This is a genomic window from Gordonia sp. w5E2, assembly GCF_036540975.1.
In the GTDB taxonomy this organism is placed as follows: domain Bacteria; phylum Actinomycetota; class Actinomycetes; order Mycobacteriales; family Mycobacteriaceae; genus Gordonia; species Gordonia jacobaea.
In genome coordinates this window covers 3465645-3489033 of record NZ_CP144213.1, presented here as the reverse complement: position 1 = coordinate 3489033, position 23389 = coordinate 3465645, and the positions used below count along the sequence as shown (strand labels likewise).

Below are 23389 nucleotides of genomic sequence, written 5' to 3'. Positions count from 1 at the left end.
GTGCGCCCACGGTCAGGTGTTGATCCCGAACTCCCTGATCTTGCGATAGATGGTCGCCCGCGAGATGCCGAGGGCCGCGGCCGCCGCTGCCTTGCTGTGGTTGTTCTCCTCGAGGCTGCGTACGATCGCGTCGCGCTCGAGCGATTCGATCCTGGTCAGGGTGTGCCTGCTCGTCGAGCGACAGCGCGGAGGTAGTTGAGCCGCCTCGATGGTGCCGGTGCGCTGATGGGTGACCACCTCGCGCAGGATCTGTCGTAGCTCGGTGACATTCCCGGGCCACGAGTACTTGCTGAGCTGGTTCATCGCGTTCGGTGCGACTGCCAACTCACGTCCGCGGGTCAGTTGCTTGAGCAGCGTCGGCACCAGATCGTGGAGGTCTTCGATGCGATGCCGCAGCGGAGGGAGTTCGACGGTGTGCCCGAAGAAGGGCAGCAGCACCGACGCCGCGTTCCCGGCGTCTGGCAGCGTCGTCACCGCGAGCCAGCCTGCGTGCTCGCGACCCGGAAGCAGATCGGAGATCGCGTTCACGGTGTCGTCGTCGAGTTGGTCGAGGCCACGGATGATGACCCCGAAGCCGTCGGTGTCGAGTTCGGCTTCGAGGGCGTCGAACGTCTCCGGCGACTCGAAGTCGTCGGCGTTGAACACCCTCGTCGTGCCGGGCAGAAAGCGCTCGGCCGCGGCCCGGAGTACGGCTGTGCGGCCCGAGCCCGATTCCCCCGAGACCGCGATCCAGCGTCCGGCGCGCACGTGCCCGGCGACGTTGTCGCAGCACTGACGCCACGATGAGCTTCGGCCGACGAGGCCGGGAAGGGCGGTGGCGGAGGTTCGAGTGACGCGTGCGTGTCGGGTCGGGCTGCCGTCGACGAGGTGAACTCGGAAGACCGCGATATCGGAGTCGCAGTGCTCGTCGACAGGTGACAGCCGTGCCACCCTCCCGCTGGGCAATGCACTGACCCGCGGGATCGCTGCGTCGAGGGAATGGGCGTCGACGGAATGGTCGACGGCCAGCTCGAGGAGAGCGGTTTGGTCGGACGGATTCATGCTGTGGCGCAGCCTGCGATTCATCAACACGACGTCGCCGGACAGCCCGATCACCATCGCCTGCGGAGCCCTTCGACACGTCGCGAGATAGGCATTGAGGAGTCGGGATTCACGCTCACTGGCCTGCGAGACCATGCGCTGCACGATCTGCGACGTCGCCGACTTCGCCAGCGAGAGCAACAGACTCGACGGGTGCTCCTGCTCGGTCAGGCACGTGAGGTCGAGCGCGCCGACGATGGCTCCGGAGATGGGATTGAGGATGGGAACTCCCGCGCAGGAGAGTCGGCCGAGACAGCCCGCGTAGTGTTCCGAGCCGCTCACCAGCGTCGGTTGCCGGGTCTCGAGGGCTGTGCCGATTCCGTTGGTGCCGGCGTGCTCTTCGCTGTAGCTGTATCCGGGAGCGAGACTGACGTCGTCGAGCATCTGCTGCAGGCCCCGATTGGCGGTGGCACGTGAGAGTACGACGCCGTCGGGCGAGGTGAGGATGATGCTGATCGGTTCGGAGACGAGGTCGTTGGCGAGTTGATCGAGAACCGGCCGAGCCGCGGCGATCAGGGGTGTCTCGGGATTGGGTTCACGAACGAAGGGGAGTTCGAGTCGGTCGGCATCGACATTGAGCGCGCGCGAACGTCGCCACGACGTGAAGATCGCGTCGCGGACGTCGACATCGACATCGTCGTCGCTCAGAAATCGCTCGCGGGCGCGGGCGACGTGTCGTGATGTCGGAGCCTGGGCTGGTGGCTGGGATATCACGTGGTAGGTAACCCCTCTGTGATCTATATCTCACTTCCGAGTGTAGCCGACACATGGTCTGACGGACATGTGTTGACGGCCGGTCGTGTGCGCGTGTGTTCGGCGTTGGGAAGGGCCGGCCGCGATCAACGCCGTGAACGGTTAGTTCAGATCGCGACCGGCCCAGTTCGGGGGACTACCAACCGGTCAGTAGATGTTGGACGGGCGCACCATTCCTTCGGCGAGGTCGCCGAATCCGGGTGCGGGGATCGCGCCCGGATTGCCCATGACCTCCTCGACCACCGCGGTCTCGGTGGTGATCAACAGTGCGGCGATGGAAGCCGCGCTCTCCAGCGCGGCGCGGGTCACCTTGCACGGATCGATGACGCCCTCGTCGAACATGTCCGCGTACTCGCCGGTGAGCGCGTTGAAGCCGTGCCCGAGGGGCAGACCCGTCACGACGGTCACCACTTCGTCGCCGTCGTAGCCCGCGTTGGTGGCGATCCAGCGCACCGGTTCGGCGAGTGACCGTCGAACGACGTCGATGCCGACGGCGTCGTCGCCGGTCGCCTCGAGCGGTTCGAGCGCGCGATGCGCCTGTGCCAACGCTGTACCGCCGCCGGAGACGATGCCCGCCTCGACCGCCGCGCGTGTCGCCGCCAACGCGTCTTCGACGCGAAGCATGCGTTCCTTGAGTTCGACGCTCGTCACGCCGCCGACCCTGATCACGGCCACGCGTCCGGTCAAACGCGCGATACGGAGTTCGAGACCGTCGCGATCTGCATCGATTCGAGCTCGCTGCAGTTGCGCTTCCAGATGCGACACGCGAGCGTCGACGGACGCCTGGTCGCCGTGCGCACCGACGATCGTCGTCTCGTTCTCGGTGACCGTCACCCGATCGCAGGTCCCGAGGTGCTCGATCGACACCTCGGACAACTCGATGCCGGTGTCCTTGGCGATGACGTGGCCGCCGAGCGCGACCGCGAGATCTTCGAGCTCGGCGATCCGTCGATGCCCGAAACCGGGAGCGCGTACAACGACCGATTGCATCGTCTTGTGCATGTTGCCGCCGACAAGAAGTTGCAACGCCGGGCCGTCGACATCCTCGGCGAGGACGAGCAGCGGCCGATCGGCTCGCTTGGCCACCTCGATCGCGGGCATGATCTCCTGCACCGACGTGATCTTCTTGTTGGTCAACAAGACAACGGGATTGTCGAGGACGGCTTCCATGCGTTCGGGATTGGTGACCATGTAGCCGGAGATGTAGCCGTGGTCGAATTCGATGCCGTCGACGATGTCGACCGCGAGACCGAGAGTGTCGCTCTCCTCGGTCGTGATCACTCCGGTCTTGCCGACGTGCTCGACAGCAGATGCGATCACGTCGCCGATCACCTCGTCGTCGCTTGCGGCCAGAGATGCGATCCGTTCCAGGTCGCTGCGGCCGCCGATCTGGACGGCCTGGTCGTTCAACGACCCGACTACCGCGGTCACCGCGCGCTCGATACCGCGGCGCACCCGCATCGGATTGGCGCCCTGCTCGACGGCGCGCAGTCCCTCACGAACCATGGCCTGCGCCAGCACGGTGGCCGTCGTGGTGCCATCACCCACGACGCCGTTGGTCTTCATTGCGACTTCCTTGACCAACTGAGCACCCATGTTGGCGAACGGATCTCGCAGCTGGATCTCGCGTGCGATCGTGACTCCGTCATTGGTGATCGTCGGCGGTCCGGTCAATTTCTCCAGCACCGCATTGCGTCCTTTCGGACCCAATGTCACCTTGACCGCGTCGGCGAGGGCGTTGACGCCCCGCTCCAGCCGCAGTCGCGCTTCGGCGTTGTAGCGCAACTCCTTGGCCATGTTGGCACCTCTTTCGATTGGGTTGTGGGGGTTGGGGTTTCCTGGTTGGGCTGTGTGATCTCGACAGGCTCGATCAGCGAGTGGGGCGTTCCCGCTGGTTGAGCTGTCCCCGCTGGTTGAGCTTGTCGAAACCTCAGGGGACGAGGATCGCGCGGCCGCGCACCCGGCCGGCGTCGAGGTCGTCGAGCGCCTGCTGGTATTCGGTCAGTGGGTAAGTGACGGTGTGTAGCTTCACCTTTCCCGCCGCCGCCAGGGTCATGAGCTCGGTCAGATCGTTGTACGAGCCGACGAGGTTTCCGATGAAGTTGATCTCGGTCGAGATCACGTCGATGGTCGGGATGTTGATGTTCTCCCCGTAGCCGACGACGAAATAGTTGCCCGCCTGGCGCAGCATCGCGATGCCCTCCGACGTCGCACCGCCCTCACCGACGAAGTCGAGCACGGCTTCGGCGCCCTTGCCGTCGGTCAGCGCGAGCACCTTCTCGACCTGCGTGCCGTCGGCGACAATGCCCTCGTGCGCGCCGACCTCGACGGCCAGCGCCACCGCATCGGGATTGCGGTCGACCACCACGATGCGGACCCCGGAGATAGCGGCAAGAACCTGAATCCCTATGTGTCCCAACCCGCCCGCGCCGATCACGACGCAGGTGTCACCCGGCCGCGTCATCCGTGCGACCTTGGCGGCAGCGTGATAGGCCGTCAAACCGGCATCCGCGAGAGCCGCGATATCGGCGGGCTCGAGCGAATCGTCGATCTTCACGACGCTGCGCGCAGTTGTCTTCAGGTAGTCGGCGTACCCGCCATCGGTGTCGATGCCGGGGAATTTGTTGTTCTCGCAGTGCACGTCGTCGCCTGCACGGCAGGCGCGACACAGGCCGCAGGTGATCAGCGGGTGCAGGATCACCTTGTCGCCCACCGACACATTGGTGACGGCATCGCCGATCGCCTCGACCCATCCGGCATTCTCGTGCCCGATCGTGTACGGCAGGTCGACGCCGCTCTTCTCGGCCCACTGCCCTTCGAGAATGTGCAGATCGGTGCGGCATACTCCTGCGCCACCGATCCGGACGATCACGTCGAGTGGACCGGTCACCACTGGATCGGGCACCTCGGTGAGTTGCAGCTTGTCGTGGTAGCCGACAACCTGTACGGCTCTCATGATGACCTCCCGGTGATGGTTGCTGTTGGTGATGCGTCGAACATGTGGTGGCGCAGGTCGGTGATGACCGGCCCGCTGGTTCCGTCGCACTCGTCGTCGTCGGCGTAGCGGGTTGCGAGCAGTCCGCGGCAGAAATGTGCGTTGCCCTCCATGGAAATTCGCACCGATCGTGCGAATCGCATACGCATCGGAACCTCGTCGGCGCTCAGGGTTCGCCCCTCCTCGTCGACGACGACCCGACAGTTGGGGCAGACACCGAGTCCGATCTGTACTCGTCTGCGCAAGAGTGCGTACTTCTCCGGTCCGTCGGGGATGTCGCGCAGCAGCAGGTGCGTGCAGCCCTCGACGTCGACGACGCCCGACGAGATCAGCGGTGTCACGGCACGTTCCATTGCGGCGGTGTGCGCCTTGCGGAAGAAGGTGAGTCGGAGTTCCTCGAGATCCTGCTCCGCCTCGACACCGAAGGTGCCCTTGTAGCCCGCGTGAGCGGCCAGGCCCGCGTTGATCTTGTCCGAGTCGTGGTGATCGTCGAGCATCACGCGGACCCGTCCGATGTCGTCGATCGCTTCCAGGGCATCGAGTGCGTCAGATGCCATGAGGTAGGCGAAGTTCGGCGAACAGAACGACGTGGGTAGTCGCAGGTGCACGGTGACACCCTCGTCGTCGAGGCTGATCGAGCGCACGAACCCCAGTTCGGTGATGGGCAGATCCAACTCGGGATCGGCAACCGTGTCGAGAGCTTCGATGACGATGTCCGACAACGGCATACCCGATGCCTGTGCCTGCCCGCGATGTGCGAGCGCGGTCATGCGGTTACCGCCTCCGCGGCCGGCGTGTCCTGGGCACCAGCGGCGACGTCGACGCCGGGATCGGCTGCATCGGTGGGGATTCGCAGTTCCTCGGGAACCGAGATGTGCGGATACAGTGCCGCCGCGTTGAGTCCGAGGATCTTCTTCTTCTGCTCGACGGTGATCGGTGCGTACTCCGTCATGTCCTCGGGAATCTGGAAGTCGACGAAGCGCTCGACGAGCCACTGCGGTGTCCAGAGCGCGTAGTCGCTGGAGAACAGGATCTTGTCCTCACCGATCCAGTAGAGGAGTTCGCCGATGATCTGCGCGAAGTACCTCGGCCGCGTGTGGATGAACGGAATGGCAACGGCGAGACCGCCGTACACGTTGGATTCCTGCGTGGCGATCCAGCAGAAGTCCTCGAGGCGAGGAAGACCGACGTGCTCGATGATGAAGTTCAGATCGAGGTAGTCGGTGGCAACCTTGTCGACATCCGCGACGTCGAAGGCGTCTCGGTCGAGCGGCCGGATCGTCGGGCCCTTGTGTACGTGGACGTTCTTGATGCCCAGTTTCAGGCACTCCTCCAGATAGCGCCGCGACCACGGGTCGTCGAGCTTGTATCCGCGTGAATCACCATGCCACTCAGCGGTATACAGCTTGACGCCCTTGAGGTCCATCGCCTCGGCATCGCGTCGGAGCTGGACCAGACCGTCCTCGCCGTCGCGCGGGTCGTAGGCGTGGTTGTAGGTGAGCTTGTCGGGGTTGTCCTGCGCAAGCTTGAGCGAATCGTCGACCTGAGCGAAGCCGTTGACGTAGAAGTCCTTGAGGATCGTGGCCTGGAAGATCGCGTGATCGGCGGGCCCGTCGACGAAGAGGTCCTGCATCAGGCGGTCGGGGCCGTAGTAGCAGTAGGTGTCGTAATCCCACACCTGCTCTTCGGGACTCAGGTTGCGGTGATAGTCGTAGAAGCAGTCGATGAACTGTTTGCCGTGAATGTTGCGCTGGTTGGATTCGCGGCCGTCCCACAGGTGGACGTGGGCGTCGACGATGAAGTACTTCTCGCCATTCTTCTCGTACATCTTCTCACTCGCTCTCTGAGATCTGGGCTGTCGTGATGATCTGGCTGTCGTAAAGATTGGGGCTGTCAGGTGTAGCGGAAACTACGGTGCGGCAACGTGAGTCGCCGCTATGGATCCGCCGCAGGCGCCGGATGGACGGGCTCGGCGCCTGCGGCGAAGCGTTACGACGACGCGGTGAGGTCGAATCCGATGAACTCGGCGGCGTCCTCCGGGCTGGCGAACAGGATGGTCTTGTCGTCGAGGTGCACCATCCGTCCGTAGTGCGTGGAGCTGATCTCCTCGAAGATCGACCCGTCGAAGTCCTGGCCGAGGGCATCGGTCAGTTCGTCGTAGTCGAAGATGAGGCGGTTGACGCCGTCGACACGGATCATCGACGGATACTCGGTGAGTTCGACGTCGTCCTTGGCTCCCATGACGTCGGCCACGATGCGACCGATCGGCGTGTTCATGAGCGTGACACCGCACATGTTGGAGAACTCGGTATCGGCTCCGAATTGCATGGTGCTCACTTGTTCAGCTCCTCTGGGATATCGACGTCCATGGCGGTCAGAACGTCGGCGAACTTGGTCTTCGCGTGTTCGAGACTGGATGAGAAGGTGACCGACTTGTCGGCCGGCTGCGACCAGATCGGCTGCAGGGCGCGGGCGGCGTCGAGGCTGCGCGGCACCCATTCAGACATCCACCGCGAGAAGAGCTTTCGATTGTCGATGCCGTACTTCTCGTCGCGCGAGAGCATCTGGAACAGCGCGCGCGAGTAGTTGAGGTCCCGGTCGTAGTCGTACTCTCCGGTACCGACGATCGTGGGGGTGATGTAGTCGCCGTTGCGGGCGGCAACCTGCATGACGAGCTCCGACCGGAACAGCGAGCCAACCAGTTGCTCGAAGACGATGTTGGAGCAGAACAGCAGCTCGGCCCAATCACCGATCGCCGTCAGCCGCTCCACCGCCTCGCGAGTGGGCTGCCACTCGGGGGCCGATTGCCAGACCTCCTTGTGCGCCGAGCCGTCGAACGCTTCCTCGGCTTCGGAAAGGTCGAGGTTGAACAGGGCAAGGTCCTGCGCGAAGCGCAGCTTGTGCGCGGCGTTGACGCAGACCGCGTTGTTGATCATGTTCGTCGGTGCCGACCGCTGAATCGAGGTGAACACATGCAGACCCATGCCGCTCTCGGCGTGCATCCAGGCGCCGAGGTTGCGCTCGATGAACTTGAGCCACGCCGAATTCCACCCGTCGTATGCCCGTGCGCGCTTGGCGTTCTGCAGGCACAGATCGACCTGGTGGACGACCGCGGAGTTGTTGCGGTAGATCGACTGTTCCCATTCCTCGTTGGGATCGAGGAATTGATGCCAGTTGTCCGATTGCGCGGCGGTCCACTCCTTCGGATACCCGCCCGGGCCGTCGCCGAAGCCGTAGATCCATCCCTGGGTGAGGTGACGCTCGGGGTCGGGCTGGACGTCGACGGTGACGTCCTCATAGATCGTGGCCCGCTTCTTGGAGGGCTGATAGTAGTTGTACTTTCGGCTGCGGCTGCTCGGGAATTCCCTTGCGCCGGCCTCGGCGTCGGTGAATTCGATGGAGGGGAAACTGCGTTCCCTCGGTTGAGCTGGTGCGGACATACCTTTCGTTCCTGTCGTTCAGGCTGATTCGACCGCGATGGTCGTGATCAGGAGTCGAATGCCGGGCTGGTGAACTTGTCGTAGAAGATCTGGTCGCGCGGAACCGAATGCTGCTCGGCCAGCGCGAGAGCTGCATCGACCATGGGTGGGGGACCGCAGAAATACACCTCCGTTCGTGCGAGGTCCGCTTCGTTGTCGTTGACGATGTCGGTGACGTTCCCGCCGATGACGGTGACGCCGTCAGGTGCGTCGTCGGTGCTCTCCGACAGGCACGCGGTGAACGAGAAATCCTCGATTTTCTCACCGAGAGTGGCGATTTCGTCGAGAAGGAAGAGATCCGACGCGGTGCGTGCGCCGTAGTAGAACCGGACCGGCCGGTGCAGCCCTGTCTCACTGATGTGTCGCAGCAGTGAGAGCAGCGGCGCCATCCCGGCGCCCCCGCCGATCGCGACGATCGGGAGGACGTGCCCGTTGCGCAGCGTGCACGACCCGTACGGGCCGTTCACCTTGATCTCTTGCCCCTCCGACAGGCCATCGGTGAGCATGCCGGCGAACAGACCACCGGGATACTTCTTGATCAAGAACTCGAGCCGATCCGGAGTCGCCGGGGTGGTGGCGATGGAGAACGACCGCTTCTCATCGGTGCCCGGGATGAACAGGTCGAAATACTGACCCGACTTGAATTCGACGGTTTCCGGCTCGACGACGTCGAGTTTCAGCGACACGATGTCGCGGGTCATCGGCTCGATGGCGGCGACCTTCGTGGTGACGTCCTGGATGGGCGCACCGCCGAGGAGTTCGTCCTCGTCGAAGTTGAGGAGCTCGATCTCGCAGTCGCTGTATGCGTATGTGCGACAGAGAAGTACGTACCCTTCGGCTTCTTCCGCGTCGTTGCAGGCGAAGGTGGAGTAGTCGTCCATTTGGACGTCGCCGTCGAGCATGTACGACTTGCAGGCCGAACAACGGCCTTCTCGGCAGCCGTGCATGAGGTGGATTCCCTGCCGGAATGCGGCGTCGAGGATGGTCTCGTCCTCGGCGACCTCCATCTCGATATCGACGGGTTCGAAGCTGATGTGATGCGTGTCGGCCATGAAGTCTCCTGGGCTTTATGGGGATGTCCGCGCTGGTCGGGGCCGCGAGCGAAGCCGGGGGCGTATCGAGACCACGCTTGCGGAGGTGGTCTCGATACGCCCTTACCCCGGGGCTCGGGGTCACTCGCCGAGCCGGGCGAAGCTCGGGCTTGCTCGACCGGCGCGGCGAGTGCGTCCGTCGCGGATCAGACCGTGACGGCCCCGTTCTTGTTGGCCATGTAGGCGGCGATATGAGCTTCGCGTTCCTCGTCGCTCATTTCGTTCAGCGCAACATTCGGGCTGCCGAACGGAATGCCGCGCACATCGTCGAGCGTCCACATCTTCTTGGGATCGAGATCGAGATGCGGTTGCGGGATGAGCGTCTTGCCGTCGTCGCGGACGTAGCCGAGATCCTTGATGATGTCGGCGAGATCCTTGCCGTGGTGCAGCGTCTCCCATTCACGGAAACCGGTGAGGCGCCCCATGTTCGGGGTCGGGCGACCTTCGTACTCGGGACGGAATGCCACCTTGTCGGTCCATGCACAGGTCTCCGAGCAGTAGGTGCGCCACTGGCCGTCGACCTTGTCGGTCACCATGTCCTCGCGAATCAGGCACGGCACCATGCACGTCCAGCACCGGTGTGGGTACTCGTAGTCGACGTCCTCGAAGGCGATCGGCTTGTTCTTGCCGGGGTAGGCGAGGCGGTTGTAGTTCTCCCACCACTTGCCGAACTTGTTGTACCAACCGGGATACTTCTCCTCGAACCATTCGAAGTCGGTGTCGGTCATGGCGTCGATGCGCCAGTAGTTGACCGGCCAGCCGGTGGCGAAGAAGCGGGCGACCTCGTGCACGTAGTGCTTGTCGACGATGCGGTTCCACGCCTCCTCGACCAGGTCGTGCGGAATCGTCAGACCGTACTTCTCCAGTGGCAGAAGGTAACTGCGGTAGTAGTCGTCGTAGATCCAGCGGCGCCACATCTCGGCGTAGGACTCGCGGTCCTTGCGGCGGTCCTTGGTCCCGTACTCGATGAAGGTGCCGATCGCGGCGTCGACGACGCAGTGGTTGTTCCACCACGCGTAGCGCAGATCCCGTTCCAGCAGTGGACGATTGCGTTCGTCGGCCAGGGCCATCAACAGAATCGAGTAACCGTTGGAGATGTGGCGCGACTCGTCGGACTGCACCGAGTGGAACACCGTCGGCAACAGATAGTCGCCGTTGGCGGCCGCCTCGTCGGGCATGGCCACGAACAGGGTGTTGGTGAACGCGGTCTCGGCGACGACCGTCAGATAGATGTTTGCCGCGGTGATCGCGTCACCGGTGATGAAGCCCTCGCCGAACTGCCTGCCGATGGTGCCCGCGTAGTTGTTCGCGAATGCCTTCTCGGTGATGTCGAAGCCGGCCGGATCGATGTAGTTGTTCATGTACAGCTTCTTGAGGTTCATCTGGATCGTCGAATGACGAACCTCGTCGATCATCTGCACCGCGAGCCCGTTGTGGATCTCCGGGTTCGGGACGGCGTCGATTGCCATCGGCATCGCGCGTGCGGCAGAGATCTCAGGGAAGGGGATGATCGACAAGAACAGCTTCTGCCATTCGAGCCAACGTTCCTGGACCTGCCGGAACATGTTGCCGCGGATGGCGCCGTCCATGGCACCGTAGACGCGGTTGTCCTTCTCCTCCTCCATCGGGAAGTACGACCGCATGATCTGCTTGAGCGGATCCTTTTTGGGGGCCTTCTCGAACGTGTAATCGGTACCGAACCGAGTGGCGGGGGTGGCGAAGGTGGGCTCCCACGACAACTCGGTGATCTTCGCATGGGCTTTGGTCAAGCTCTGCCTGCTCAATGTGCGCCTCCTCGTATGGGCCGGCGCTGTGCCGACCTGGCTGGACTGGAGCGCTTTCGATACAACCGCGTGAGGTGCATCACAGCCGTCTCACTGTGAGACGCGGCACATATTCACGATCGCGCAGCGGGCATGCGATGGGGGTGGGGTGGCTGCTGGCGGGCGTGGGGCGTGGCTCGGGTGTGGGCGGCGCGTCGTCGTCGAGCCGGGTTGTAAATGTGTGTCGTGTCGAAGGATGTGGGTGCTGCAGCGCCCACATCTTTACGTTCGACACACATCTAGCGCGGCGCGGGGTGGATGTGGGCGGAATTGGAACCGGGCGGTCTCGGCAGGTCGCGGGGCGTGGGCCGCTGCGGGCAGCGGGGCGGGCGCTCGGGGCGCGGGCGGCGGGTGCGCGGCCCGGGTGCGGGCGGTGCGTCGTCGAGCCGGGTTGAGGATGTGTGTCGTATCGAAGGATGTGGGTGCTGCAGCGCCCACATCTTTATGTTCGACACACATCTAGCGCGGCGCGGGGTGGATGTGGGCGGAATTGGAACCGGGCGGGCTCGGGGTGCGTCGGATATGTCATGCACTCACCCTCCGCCGCGCGCAACTCCACTGCCCGTCATCCGGCTGCTTGTTATCCAGCGGACCGGTTCGGGCTCATTCATCGGAACGCGGTGCTGGCCGCCGGGTACACCGACAACGACCTGCGGGCGTCGCTGCGTCGACGGGAGATCGAGCGTGTCCACCGCGGGGTGTTCGTCGTCTGCGGCGATCGGACGCGGCTCGAACACCACCGTCTCGTCGCGCTCGCGTCCGTGCAAGCCGCGAAGGGTGAGGGCGCGGGGGATCGCGGCTCGGGTGAGTCGGAGGCCGCCGAGTCGGGCGCATCGGAATCGGAAGCGGGGGTGGAAGAGGCAGCTGAACCTCGCGCAGCGCTGAGTCACCAGAGTGCCGCGGCGGTGCATGGTCTCGAGATGCTCTCGCCGACGCTGACGCGCGTCCATTCGACGACGGTGGGTGGTGCGGGATTTCGAACCGCGACCCATCACCGCCATGTCGCGACGCTGTCTGACGACGAGCTCGTCGAGGTTGACGGCGTGCTGGTCACTTCGATCGAACGAACGGCTGTCGACATCGCCTGCGGGGCAGCGACGTTCGCTCAAGCGCTCGCGGTTGTTGATTCGGCTCTGCGGCTCGGTGCCGATCGGGAGCTCATGACGAAGATGCTCACCGGCAAGCGTCGCGGAGTGGGCCTTGCGCGCCGAGCGTTGCACCACGCTGATGGGCGGTCGGAGAATCCGGGCGAGTCGTGGAGTAGGGCGCAGATGATCGAGGCGGGTTTGCCCGCCGCGCGGCTGCAGCACACGTTCCGCGACGTCGACGGCGAGCACGTGGCGCGTACTGATTTCGACTGGGGCGGGCGCCTCGTCGGAGAGTTCGACGGCAAGGTGAAGTACGGGAAGCTGCCCAAACCGGGAGAGGACGCGACCGAGGTTGTGCTGCGCGAGAAGCGTCGGGAAGACGAGCTGCGCGCGATGGGCGTCATGGTCGTGCGCTGGACCTGGGACGATCTCCGGGGTGGGAGGGTCGCGGCACTGATCCGACGCTGGCTCGTGAAGTTGGCGCTGATCGTCGAACCTGCCAGCGCATGAATGTGTGTCTTATCGCAGGATGTGGGCGCTGCAGCACCCGCATCCTTCGATACGACACACATTTACGACGCCCCGCAGCGGTTCGATGCCCCAGGCGCGATCAGGGCAGGGAGTCGTACACCGCCTGCTCGAACTGCTGCGACGCGGCGACGGCGGCAGGGTCGAAGAACGGTAGGAGCTGGGTGGCCCAGAGTCCGCCGATGCCCCTTCGGGCATCGACCCAGAAGTAGAGGTTGGCCCGCCCGGCCCAGCCCATCGAGCCCGCGCTGCGTCCGGTCGGGGCCTGCGAATTGTTCGTCATCGCGACGAGATTCCACCCTTTGCCGACGCCGGGAAAGAAGTCGACATCGTTGGTTTTGCGAGGGTTGACGCCCGGGAGTGGTGTGATCTCGAGTGCTCCGAGCTGGTTGCGCATTGCGTCGCCGACGGTCTCCGGGCGCAGTAGTTGTTGCCCTGAGTCGGATCGGCCGCCGCGCAACCAGAATCGGATGAATTTGAGGAAGTCTCCGGCGGTGGAGTACAGGCCCTGGCCGCCCATGTCGAGTTCGGGTTCGTCGGGCGAGGTCGGCGAGCGCAAGGCCTTGAGGTGGCCGTCCGCGGTGCGCACGTGCAGGTTCGCGCTTCGCTCGAGCATCTGCGGTCCGCGACGAAAAGTGGTGTCGCGCATGCCTAATGGTGTGAGTAGGCGTTCGGTCATGACGTCGCCGAGTCGGCGTCCGGTGGCGCCTTCGATGACCCTGCCCACCCAATCGAGGTTCGTCCCGTATTCCCACCGGGTTCCGGGATCGAACATCAGCGGTGCCTGCAGCGATGCCTGCGTCGCCGTCGCGACGTCGGGCAGGCCGAGGCCCGCGACTGCCCGCGCGCAGTCGGCGTCGAAGAAGTCGTAGGCGAATCCCGCTGTGTGAGTGAGCAATTGGCGGGTGGTCACAGGAGTACGTGGCGCGCGCACCACCGGTGTGTCTCCGTCGAACCCGGTGAGGGCGCCGATTTCGGAGAGGTCGGGTGCGTACTCCGACGCGGGGGCGTCGAGGTCGAGGAGGGCGTCGTCGACGAGTTGCAGTGCCAGCGTTGCGGTCAGTGGTTTGGTCATGGAGAACAGGGCGAGAACGGCGTCCGTGGCCAGTGCCTCGTCGCGGCCCGCGGCCCGTGGACCTGCTGCTTTGAGGTAGATCGTGTCTTCGGCGGTGGTGACACCTGAGACGATGCCGGGTAGCGCGCCGTCCGCGGGCGCGGCGTCGATGATGTGGTCGAGTGCGGCGGTGTCGAGGTCTGCGGCGTCGACCTTCATCGCGCCAGACTTTCGACGAATGAGGCGAGGCGTCGGAGACCTTCTGTGAGATCGGCTGTCGACGCCGCGTACGACAGTCGGACGTGATCATCGGCCGTTTCGACGCCGAAATCCTTTCCGGGAGTGAGTGCTACGTGTGCTTCGGTGAGCGCGCGCTCGCAGAACTCCCACGAGCCAAGCCCGGTGTCGGAGACGTCGATGTACACGTAGAACGCGCCGTCGGGGAAGACCGGCACGCGCAAGCCCATCGCAGTGAGTGCGTCAAGCACGAGTTGTCGTCGAGCGACGAATTCGCGGCGTCGATCTTCGCATACCGCAAGGGATTCCGGAGTGAAGCAGCTCAGCGCCGCGAGTTGGGCGGGAGTGGGTGGACACACGTAGAAGTTCTGCGCGAGGCGCTCGACGACGTCGACCATGTCGGGTGGCAGGATGCACCAGCCGAGCCGCCACCCCGTCATGCCGAAGTACTTCGAAAAGCTGTTCACCACAACAACATCGGGGCCGACGGATGGGTCGGCGAGGACGCTGCGGGGCGGCCGGCCGTCGGGGCCGGGATCGGAGAGTCCGAGGTAGATCTCGTCGACGATGCTCCACCCGCCGCGCTCGGCGACGCGATGGCACAGTTCGACGAGGTCGTCGTAGGGGAGCGACGTGCCGGTCGGGTTCGACGGCGACGCCACGATCACCCCGCGCGTGCTCTCCGACCAGGCGGCGTCGACGAGGTCGGGAGTGAGCTGGAATCGATCGGAGATGCCGGTCGGCACCAGGCTGACCTGCGCACCGAATGCCTGCGCGAACTGTCGGTTACACGGATACGACGGATCGCCGATCAACACACCGTCGCCGGGATCGATCAGCGCCGCGCATGCGAGAAGCAACGCAGCCGACGCACCCGAGGTGACCGCGACCTGCTCCGCTGTCACGCCGTCGGCGCGGAAGTGGTGGCGATAGAAGTCGGCGATCGCCTCGCGTAGTTCGGGGAGGCCTAGTGCTCCCGTGTACGTCAGCGGACGGCCGTCGGAGACCTCGCGAGCCGCGGCGAGAAATGCTGGCGGAGCGCCGAAATCGGGTTCGCCGATATTCAACCGGATCACCGGGCTGCCCTGCGCCTCGACGGCGGCCGCTCTGCCCGCGAAGTCCATCGCGTAGAACGGTGCGACCTCTTGGGCGCGCTGCGAGATCTTCATTCGTCTCATTGTGCGCGACGGCGCGCGCGGGATGTTTCGGGGTGGGGGAGTGATCTCGACTCGGGTGCTCGCTGCGCTCGCGCCCGCTCGATCAGCGGAAGGGGGCTCGGTTGGCGGGTGGGTGATCTCGACAAGCTCGATCAGCGAGTAGGGGCTCGATCAGCGAGGAGGGACTCGGTCGGCGGGTGGATCTCGACAAGCTCGATCAGCGGGTGGGGCTCGGTCGGTGAATACGACGCTCCCGCTCGGCTGGTGGGCCGAGCGGGAGCGAAACCGGCGTGCGCCGCAGGTCAGGGCACGTAGTTGAAGGTGTCCGGATCGGGGCCGCGGCGCTTGTTCTTGTTGAGGCCGTCGATGGCTGCGACGTCGTCGCCGGACAGCTCGAAGTCGAAGAGGTCGAAGTTCTCCTCGACGCGCGAGCGGGTGACCGACTTGGGGAAGATGATGTCGCCGCGCTGGATGTGCCACCGCAGGGTGACCTGGGCGGTCGACTTGCCCTTCTCCTCGGCGATCTTCTTCAGGACCGGATCGTCGAGGACGTCGCCCTGTGCGATCGGCGACCATGCCTCGGTCGCGATGCCGTGGTCGGCGTTGAACGCACGCAGATCGTCCTGCGTCAGATAGGGGTGCACCTCGATCTGATTGACCGCGGGGACGATCTCGGTCTCGGCGAACAGCCGCTCGAGGTGGTGCTTCTGAAAATTCGACACTCCGATAGCCCGCGCCTTGCCGTCGGCGTAGATCTTCTCGAGCGCCTTCCACGTTTCGACGAAATCTCCGACCTCCGGCAGCGGCCAGTGGATCAGAAACAGGTCGACGGCGTCGACGCCGAGGTCGGCGAGCGTCTGGTCGGTGGCCTTGAGCGCGTCGTCGTACGCGTGGAATCCGTTGTTGAGCTTGCTGGTGATGAACACCTGGTCGCGTGGGACGTCGGACCCGTTGACGCCCTCACCGACCTCCTTCTCGTTGCCGTACATCTCGGCCGTGTCGATGTGGCGGTATCCGACGTCCAGGGCAGTGCGCACTGCGTCGACCGTCTTCTCCGGCTCGATCTGGAACACGCCGAAACCGAGCTGCGGGATCTCGACGCCGTTGTTGAGAGTGATGAGTGGGACTGTCATGGAACACCTTTCGCGTCTACGGAACTAATGGGAAACACGATCGCCGGGGGATTCCGCGCACGCTCGGTCTGCATGCGCGGCGTCGTGGCCGAGGCCTACCCCTGGCGAGATAGATGGATCTGAAGGGGTCAGGGCAGCAACACGAACTTGCCGCGCGGATGCGACGACAAGATGTCGTCGAGCGCCTTGGCGGCTTGGTCCAACGGATACGTCCCGGCGACATCTGTCACCAGAGCGCCCGATGCCGCGTCGGCGATCAGGCCGTCGATTGCGTTACTGCGGTTCTCTTTGCTCTGCGGCGTGGAACCGTCGATCAGCACGATGCCGTCGTCGCCGCGCCCGAACGCCGCGATGCTGACGATGCGGTCGCGGTCGTCGACCAGAGCGAGCGACACGTCGACAGCCTCGTCGGTGCCGACCGTGTCGATGGCCACGGTGACCGGATTTTCTGCAGCCGCTTGCACACGCTCGAGAAGGCCGTCGCCGTACGCGACAGGGATGGCCCCGAGTTCGCGCAGATGGTCGTGATTGGCGGGCGCGGCGGTGGCGATGACGGTTGCCCCGATCTTGCCTGCCAACTGCACCGCGATCACGCCGACGGCTCCGGCGCCGCCGTGGATGAGCACGGTGTCGTCGGCCTGCACGCCTGCGGTGGCAATCGCGTCGGCTGCGGTGACACCTGCCAGCAGGAGACTTGCCGCATGTTCGTCGTCGAGTCCTGCCGGTTTGATGTGGACCGACTTCTCGTTGACGACGACGTGGTCGGCGTAGGCGCCGGAGATCGGGTACGCGACGACCTCGTCGCCGACCGCGAAGCTGGGTGTCTGACCGTCGAGTGGATCGCCGACCGCACGGACGACACCTGCGAGTTCGTTGCCGATGGGGATGGGAAGTTTCGATTCGTCGGTGCCCATCACTCCGCGCACCGTCTTGGCGTCGGCGGGATTGACGCCGATCGCCGTGACATCGATGACGACTTGTCCCGGGTCGGGGAGTGGCAATTCGGCCTTCACGATCTCGACGACCGTCGACGGTTCGCCGTACTCGTTGGCCACGGCCTGCCGCGCGGTGACGGCGGCCGACTCGATGTCGAGGGTGTTCTCGTTGGTCGGTGTCTTCGCTGAGTCAGTAGTCGATGAGTCTGAGTTCGTTGAATCGGCCATAACTGCTTCAAGGCGCAGCAACCGTGGCGCTATTCCGATCCGAAGGTCACCGTCCGGTGTCGATCACGAGCAGTCGGACAACGCCGCATCACAAACGCATCGCGTCGGGGCCGATGCGCGTGATCGACCTCACGCGTGAGTCGGCGGCCGACTCGGCGATCTCGCGATGTCGGCGGAGTTGACTCAGCGCCGAAACCACGTCTCCGCGGTGTCTGCTAGCGCCTTCTCGATGCGCAGCTTCGATGTCTCGGACAGGTTCGCGGGCAACGAATCTGGCGCGAACCACGCGACGTCGGTGTTCTCGTCGTCGGCTGCGCGTGGCGTGCCTGCGAGGTGGCGGACCAGGAAACACACGTCGAGGTATTGCGTCTGATCGCCATTGGGGTAGGTGACCATCGGAGTGACGTCGATACTGGTCAATCGAACTACCTCCGCGTCGACGGCGGTTTCCTCGGCGATCTCCCGGATGATCGCGCGCGCGGGCTCTTCTCCCGGTTCGAGCACGCCGGACACGACCGCCCATTCGCCGGTATCGGCGCGCTGAGTGAGCAGAATCCGCCCGTGATCGTCACGGACCACTCCACTCACACCGGAGAGCCACAGCGGCATATGCCCGACGTGGGAGCGCAGTTCGGTGATGAATCCGGGAATCGGCATGAGGCCATTTTGCCGTGGCCGGCCGAGTCGTGCCGTCGCACATCCGGTCTCGTGGTGCCGTGGCAGGATCGGCTATGACCGATCGGGGTCGAGTGTGCAGGCAGAAACATGCAGGCGAAAGGTGCGATCGATGCGTGGTAAGGGTGTCTTCGCGGTGCTGGTGGGCATCGGACTGGTCGGCGTTGTGTGGGCGATCGTCGACGTCGTCGATCGTGGCTGGTCGAGCGGCCCGGGTAGCACCTGGGTGTGCGCCGCGCTCGGGTTGGTGCTGGTCGTGTTCGCGTTGTATCGGGAATTCGGCGGGTCGCCGCTGGTCACCGTCGACAACGAGAACATCGCCGAGGAGTACGAGGCGCAGAAGCGCGCCGACGGCGTGGAGGCCAACTGGGTCGTGAAGCCCGGCTATGCGGACGCGCAGACCGACGCGGCCCTCGGTCGCGACGAGCCGGAGAAGAAGTAGCCGCGACACGACGCTGCCGAACGCGTGTTCGGCGAATCTGTCAGTGGTGGGTGCTTCACTGTCATGTGCGCGTGTAAGAACGCATCCGATCGCCGAAACGAGGCATGGCAGCATGAACACCCCTACTTCGCACAATGTGTCGCGCGGGCCGTCCGCTGAGCATGCCTGGGCCGAGGCGAGAACGTGGCTGATCGAAGAGCTGCGCGCGATGCCGAACGCGGCCGTACTCGATCTCGGACCCGCGGGTCTCGACACCACCCTCACGCCTGAATCCGACGTGGAATGCGCTCAAGTGCACGTCTTACATGGCGGCGTCTACCTGGTGAGACTCTCGACGGACCTGATGGAGCATCCACGACTTGCCGGCTACTCGGTGCCGCGGTCGTTGCGAAACCGGTGGCGCCTCGATGACCGCTTCGACGACTGCACCCACGGCTATCTCGTCAGCGCCTCTGCAGAATTGATCGCCGACATCTGTATCGGCTGGTTCCGAGACCGGTGCGCGTGGCGGCATCCGGGGTCGTTGGGGTGGAGTTACACCGCACCGCAGCCGGCTCGGGGATGCCCCTGATCTTTCCCCCAGATCGGCTCCGAACAGGTGATTTCCCCGCAGATCTCACGCATCGTGGAGTCATGACCACTTCATATGACAGCACCAGCACATCGTCGAACGGCACTAACAACAACGGCTCGGGAATGGGCTTCTGGAAGATTCTCGGGATCGTCGTCGTGGCGCTGATTGCGCTCGCGATCATCGGCCCGGTACTCAAGGGACTCTTCTGGATCGGACTCTTCGCGCTGGCCATCTACGGCGGCTACATGCTCTTCCGGGCATCGCGATCGTCGAAGTCGGATGGCGGCTCATCGGGCTTCTGAGTACGGCAAACGACCCACCCGTGAATTCGCCAGCGCGACAGTAGGATTCATTTCAGCGGATTCAATACCAGTGTGGGGCGTCCAACTCTCGCGTGAGATGGTCACCGGGATTGTTACGTGCGTACCATTGTCCGGTGTCCGTTGACAGCGATGCCGTACCGGTGACCCGGCTCCTCGTGCAGACCGACCCGGATACGCCCGACCCCGCCGGGTCGAGCGAGCAGGCCGCGCTCACCGAACCGATCCACACACCGGAGGCCGTGCAGGCCGCGGATCCGTATGAGGTTGGGGCCCCTGCCGAGCGCGCAGACGACTCGACGGGGGTTGCCGACCCGGTCGACTTCGGCGCCTGCACGGGTGAATTCGACACGCGAACGGGCGAGTTCTTCACCCGGATGACTCGCCGCGATCGGCCCGGCGCGACGTCGACTCGACTGGGTGGGCACGCCGCGAACGCGCCGCGCAGCACTGCTGCGACACGGCGGCGTCGGTCAGCGGAGTCCGCACGGTCGGCAGCTGATGCGCCGGTCCCGATCCTCGATCGACTCACCCGCATGGCGGTCTCCGCGCGGCGGGTCACCGATCCGATGTCGGTGCCCGGCGAGATCACCATCGACCTCGACGACGCCTGGGAAGCCGCTCAGTCGCCGGGATGTCTGCGGCTCTTCGTCGCGGGGAACGGCTGCGAAGGCACCATCGCGATCGTGCTCACCCGGTTCATCGTCGACCATCACACCGACCTCGGTGCGTTGCTCGACCACGCGCCCGTCGAAGCCCGCGCCCTGCCTGATTGGGACGAAGACGACGTCGTCACCACTCCTCGAGGCTTTCGGACGGAGGGGGCATCGCTGCAGACCGGGACGTACCTCGATCTCGGGGAGCGTAGGTTCTGCGCGCTGAGGTACGAGGTCTTTGCCCGCGGGAACGTTGCCTACCTGGTCCACACGACCGGCATCGTCCCGTTGCGCGAGGGCCGTGAGTTCTGCCGTGAGGTCGTGGCCGCGGTGAGCAGCGTGGGGCTCGACGACTGACGATCTGATAGTCGGAAATCGAGGCGGCGCGGGGGCGCCGAGCGGATCAACCGAGCGTGAATCAACAAAGGGGGAGAGCAATGGTGAGTCGCGCCGACCGCGTCGTCGACTTGGAATCGGTACTCGCCGCAGAGGCAGACTTCATCGACGACCCGACCGACCAGGGCTGGCTGACCGCGACCGCAGCGGGTGAACGGATCTACGTGCGGATGGGCGACTTTCCCGACGAGGACCTCTGGGCGCTCTGGCTCGGCGACGGTCGGTGGATGGAGTTCACCGTGCCCCCTGCTCGCTGGAACCTGCGGGTCCGCGCGGCACGTTGGTCGGCCGACGCCCGTGCACGCCTCCCGAGGAACGAGTTCCACGACTGAGGGTGGTCTCGACAAGCTCGACCAGCGGGTGTGAGCTCGACCAGCGGATCGGGCTCGACCCGGCGGGTGTGGCTCGACCGGCGGGCGGGTGGTCTCGACAAGCTCGACCAGCGGGGAAGCTCGACCGGCGGGCGGGTGGTCTCGACAAGCTCGACCAGCGGGGCAAACTCGGCCGGCGGGGCAAGCTCGACCAGCGGGCGTGAGCTCGGCCGGCGGGCGGGTGGTCTCGACAGGCTCGACCCGGCGGGTGTGGCTCGACCGGCGGGTGGGTGGTCTCGACAAGCTCGACCAGCGGGGGAAGCTCGACCGGCGGGGCAAGCTCGACCAGCGGAGTGGGGCCGCTCCGGCCCAAATATGTGTCGAACGTAAAGATGTGGGTGCTGCAGCACCCACATCTTCACAAACGACACACATCTACCGAGCCAGGCGCCCCGGGGGGTCTCGACAAGCTCGACCAGCGGGGCAAACTCGACCAGCGGATCGGGCTCGACCCGCGGGCGGGGCGCGCCGTCAGGAACGACGCGACGAGTCGGGAGTCACCAGCTCGCCGGGCATCTCGCTCGCGTCGGCCGCGACCGCGGCGAGCTCCTCGCCAAGTGATTCGGCAGGCTTACGCGACTCCGCGGCAGTGCCGTCGACCGACTCGACCTTCATCTTCTTGCTGCCGGTGAACAGCGACGCGATCGCGCCGATCACGCAGCAGATCATGGCGAACGTGAACGCCGCGGTGAGGCCGTCGGAGAACGGATCGCTGATCAGGTGCGGGAAGAAGTCGAGCCCGGTGAGGTGGTCGACGCTGGCCTGCGGCAATCCCTGCAGTGCCTGTCCGCCCACCTCCTTGATCGGGTTGTAGCCGAGGAATGCCGCGAACAGAATGCCGACGGTCGGTAGGTGTGCGATCCCGTTGGCAGCGTCGGACGGCATGCCGTTGGACGTGAGGCCGCTGTACATGGCCGACGGCAGGTGCTGGCTGAGGCCCGCGATCATCAGCGAGAAGAACAGGCCGATCGACAACACCATCGCGGCGTTCTGGAACGTCGTCATCATGCCCGCGCCGGAACCACGAGACGTGATCGGAAGGCTGTTCATGACCTCCGCGCGGTTGGGCGAGGCGAACAAGCCCATGCCGACGCCGTTGATCAGCAGGATCAACGCGAATACCCAGTAGTCGAAGTCGACCGGGATGGCGATCAGTGCGGCGAAAGTGCCTGCCGTGATGAGCATGCCGAGCGTGGTGAACCACTTGGTGCCCAGCTTGTCGCTGAGGGCGCCCGACACCGGTGCGCTGAGGAGGAAGCCGATGGTCATCGGAACCATGTAGATACCAGCCCACAAGGGGGTTCGGCTGTAGTCGTAGCCGTGCTGCGGCAACCAGATTCCCTGCAGCCAGATGATGAGCAGGAACTGCAGACCGCCACGACCGATCGACGCCATCAGGTTGGCGAGGTTACCGAAGGCGAAGGAACGATTCCTGAACAGCGAAAGCTCGAAGAGCGGGCTCGCGACCTTGGTCTCGATCAGTACGAAGATCGCCAGGACGAGCGCGCCACCGATGAGCCCCGTGAGGACCCAGGGGTTGCCCCATCCCATGTTGGAGCCGCCATAAGGCTGGATGCCGTAGGTGATGGCGATGAGGATCGCGACCAGACCGACGGCGAAGGTCACGTTGCCCCACCAGTCCATCTTCGAGTGCTTGCGAACGCCGGTGTCGCGCAGCTTGAGGTACGCCCAGATGGTTCCGACGACGCCGAAGGGCACCGAGACCAGGAAGATGTAGTGCCACTGGATCGGCGCGAGCAGACCACCGACCAGAAGGCCGAGGAACGAGCCCGCGATGGCGGCGACACCGTTGATGCCCATCGCCAGACCTCGCTGGTTCGGCGGGAAGGCGTCGGTGAGGATGGCCGACGAGTTGGCCATCAGGAACGCGCCTCCGACACCCTGGATGATGCGCCAGAAGATCAGCCAGATGGCCGCCTCGCTTCCGTCGAACCAGGTGATCGCCAACAGGATCGACGAGACGGTGAAGATGGCGAAGCCCATGTTGTACATCCGCGCACGGCCGAACATGTCACCGAGGCGGCCGAAGCTCACCACCAGCACGGCCGTGACGACGAGGAATCCCATCATCATCCACAGCAGATAGCTGGTGTTCTCGGGGAGAAGCGGATTGAGATTTATGCCCTTGAAGATGTCGGGGAGCGCGATGAGCACGATCGACGAGTTGATCGTCGCGATCAGCATGCCGAGCGTCGTATTCGACAGCGCGATCCACTTGTAGTGGGGATCGTGAGTGGGAGACTGCGCCGGTTGCGCGGACCCGGCGTCGTTAACCGCAGTGGTCATGTGAATCCTTCTGCAAAGTCATGGCTGGTAGTCGAGATTTCTCGGTAGTGGAGAAGTCGAAGGGACG

The 23389-nt window shown here is 64.8% G+C and carries 21 protein-coding genes; 6 read left to right on the top strand and 15 right to left on the bottom strand.

Features of this window, described 5'->3' with window-relative positions:
* Positions 1-12: 12 nt before the first annotated feature.
* The 9 genes from RND64_RS15795 to RND64_RS15755 form a co-directional block, all read right to left on the bottom strand.
* Complete coding sequence (locus RND64_RS15795; protein WP_064870691.1) at positions 13-1794, bottom strand: sigma-54-dependent Fis family transcriptional regulator; 1782 nt, start codon at positions 1792-1794, stop codon at positions 13-15.
* 186 nt (positions 1795-1980) lie between these two features.
* The gene (gene groL / locus RND64_RS15790) at positions 1981-3630 is read right to left on the bottom strand and encodes a chaperonin GroEL (protein WP_049698933.1); all 1650 of its coding nucleotides are present in this window, start codon (positions 3628-3630) and stop codon (positions 1981-1983) included.
* A 133-nt stretch (positions 3631-3763) separates the two neighbouring features.
* Positions 3764-4789 (bottom strand): NAD(P)-dependent alcohol dehydrogenase, encoded by a 1026-nt coding sequence (locus RND64_RS15785; RefSeq protein ID WP_049698934.1) that lies wholly within the window; start codon positions 4787-4789, stop codon positions 3764-3766.
* Positions 4786-5598, bottom strand: coding sequence for a metal-sulfur cluster assembly factor (locus RND64_RS15780; protein ID WP_064870690.1), 813 nt, complete (start codon positions 5596-5598; stop codon positions 4786-4788). Before RND64_RS15780 ends, RND64_RS15785 begins: the two co-directional genes overlap by 4 nt.
* A complete protein-coding gene (locus RND64_RS15775; protein ID WP_049698936.1) occupies positions 5595-6656 on the bottom strand; it encodes an amidohydrolase family protein in 1062 nt (353 codons plus the stop codon). Before RND64_RS15775 ends, RND64_RS15780 begins: the two co-directional genes overlap by 4 nt.
* A gap of 161 nt (positions 6657-6817) precedes the next feature.
* Positions 6818-7156 (bottom strand): propane 2-monooxygenase effector subunit MimD, encoded by a 339-nt coding sequence (gene mimD, locus RND64_RS15770; RefSeq protein WP_200903249.1) that lies wholly within the window; start codon positions 7154-7156, stop codon positions 6818-6820.
* Positions 7157-7161: 5 nt separating this feature from the next.
* Complete coding sequence (locus RND64_RS15765) at positions 7162-8268, bottom strand: aromatic/alkene monooxygenase hydroxylase subunit beta (protein WP_049698938.1); 1107 nt, start codon at positions 8266-8268, stop codon at positions 7162-7164.
* A gap of 47 nt (positions 8269-8315) precedes the next feature.
* Positions 8316-9359 (bottom strand): 2Fe-2S iron-sulfur cluster-binding protein, encoded by a 1044-nt coding sequence (locus tag RND64_RS15760; protein ID WP_049698939.1) that lies wholly within the window; start codon positions 9357-9359, stop codon positions 8316-8318.
* Positions 9360-9544: 185 nt separating this feature from the next.
* Positions 9545-11182 (bottom strand): aromatic/alkene/methane monooxygenase hydroxylase/oxygenase subunit alpha, encoded by a 1638-nt coding sequence (locus tag RND64_RS15755; protein WP_049698940.1) that lies wholly within the window; start codon positions 11180-11182, stop codon positions 9545-9547.
* A gap of 566 nt (positions 11183-11748) precedes the next feature.
* Here RND64_RS15755 and RND64_RS15750 point away from each other — a divergent pair.
* Positions 11749-12819 carry a hypothetical protein gene (locus tag RND64_RS15750; protein ID WP_049698941.1) on the top strand — a complete coding sequence of 357 codons (1071 nt, stop codon included), beginning with the start codon at positions 11749-11751 and terminating at the stop codon, positions 12817-12819.
* Between the two features lie 100 nt (positions 12820-12919).
* Here RND64_RS15750 and RND64_RS15745 read toward each other — a convergent pair whose 3' ends face one another.
* From RND64_RS15745 to RND64_RS15725, 5 genes are all read right to left on the bottom strand, one after another.
* A complete protein-coding gene (locus tag RND64_RS15745; RefSeq protein ID WP_049698942.1) occupies positions 12920-14110 on the bottom strand; it encodes a serine hydrolase domain-containing protein in 1191 nt (396 codons plus the stop codon).
* On the bottom strand, positions 14107-15297 hold the full coding sequence (locus RND64_RS15740; RefSeq protein WP_049698943.1) for an aminotransferase class I/II-fold pyridoxal phosphate-dependent enzyme: 1191 nt from the start codon (positions 15295-15297) through the stop codon (positions 14107-14109). The genes RND64_RS15745 and RND64_RS15740 overlap by 4 nt, the downstream gene beginning before the upstream one ends.
* 290 nt (positions 15298-15587) lie before the next feature.
* Positions 15588-16418: an aldo/keto reductase gene (locus tag RND64_RS15735; protein WP_049698944.1), complete on the bottom strand. Its 831-nt coding sequence runs from the start codon at positions 16416-16418 to the stop codon at positions 15588-15590.
* A 128-nt stretch (positions 16419-16546) separates the two neighbouring features.
* Entirely contained in the window at positions 16547-17581 is a 1035-nt protein-coding gene (locus RND64_RS15730) for an NADP-dependent oxidoreductase (protein WP_049698945.1), read from the bottom strand.
* A 183-nt stretch (positions 17582-17764) separates the two neighbouring features.
* Positions 17765-18238, bottom strand: a complete 474-nt coding sequence (locus RND64_RS15725; protein ID WP_049698946.1) for an NUDIX hydrolase — start codon at positions 18236-18238, stop codon at positions 17765-17767.
* Positions 18239-18368: 130 nt separating this feature from the next.
* Here RND64_RS15725 and RND64_RS15720 point away from each other — a divergent pair, with 130 nt between their 5' ends.
* The 5 genes from RND64_RS15720 to RND64_RS15700 all read left to right on the top strand — a co-directional run bounded on the left by RND64_RS15720 (position 18369) and on the right by RND64_RS15700 (position 20976).
* Complete coding sequence (locus RND64_RS15720; RefSeq protein WP_049699064.1) at positions 18369-18698, top strand: hypothetical protein; 330 nt, start codon at positions 18369-18371, stop codon at positions 18696-18698.
* A 112-nt stretch (positions 18699-18810) separates the two neighbouring features.
* On the top strand, positions 18811-19269 hold the full coding sequence (locus RND64_RS15715; protein WP_049698947.1) for a hypothetical protein: 459 nt from the start codon (positions 18811-18813) through the stop codon (positions 19267-19269).
* Between the two features lie 62 nt (positions 19270-19331).
* Positions 19332-19574 (top strand): hypothetical protein, encoded by a 243-nt coding sequence (locus RND64_RS15710; RefSeq protein ID WP_049698948.1) that lies wholly within the window; start codon positions 19332-19334, stop codon positions 19572-19574.
* Between the two features lie 134 nt (positions 19575-19708).
* Positions 19709-20605 carry a hypothetical protein gene (locus RND64_RS15705; protein ID WP_049698949.1) on the top strand — a complete coding sequence of 299 codons (897 nt, stop codon included), beginning with the start codon at positions 19709-19711 and terminating at the stop codon, positions 20603-20605.
* 80 nt (positions 20606-20685) lie between these two features.
* Positions 20686-20976 (top strand): hypothetical protein, encoded by a 291-nt coding sequence (locus RND64_RS15700; RefSeq protein ID WP_049698950.1) that lies wholly within the window; start codon positions 20686-20688, stop codon positions 20974-20976.
* Between the two features lie 510 nt (positions 20977-21486).
* Here the strand turns inward: RND64_RS15700 and RND64_RS15695 are convergent.
* The gene (locus tag RND64_RS15695) at positions 21487-23322 is read right to left on the bottom strand and encodes an MFS transporter (protein ID WP_049698952.1); all 1836 of its coding nucleotides are present in this window, start codon (positions 23320-23322) and stop codon (positions 21487-21489) included.
* Positions 23323-23389 lie beyond the last annotated feature (67 nt).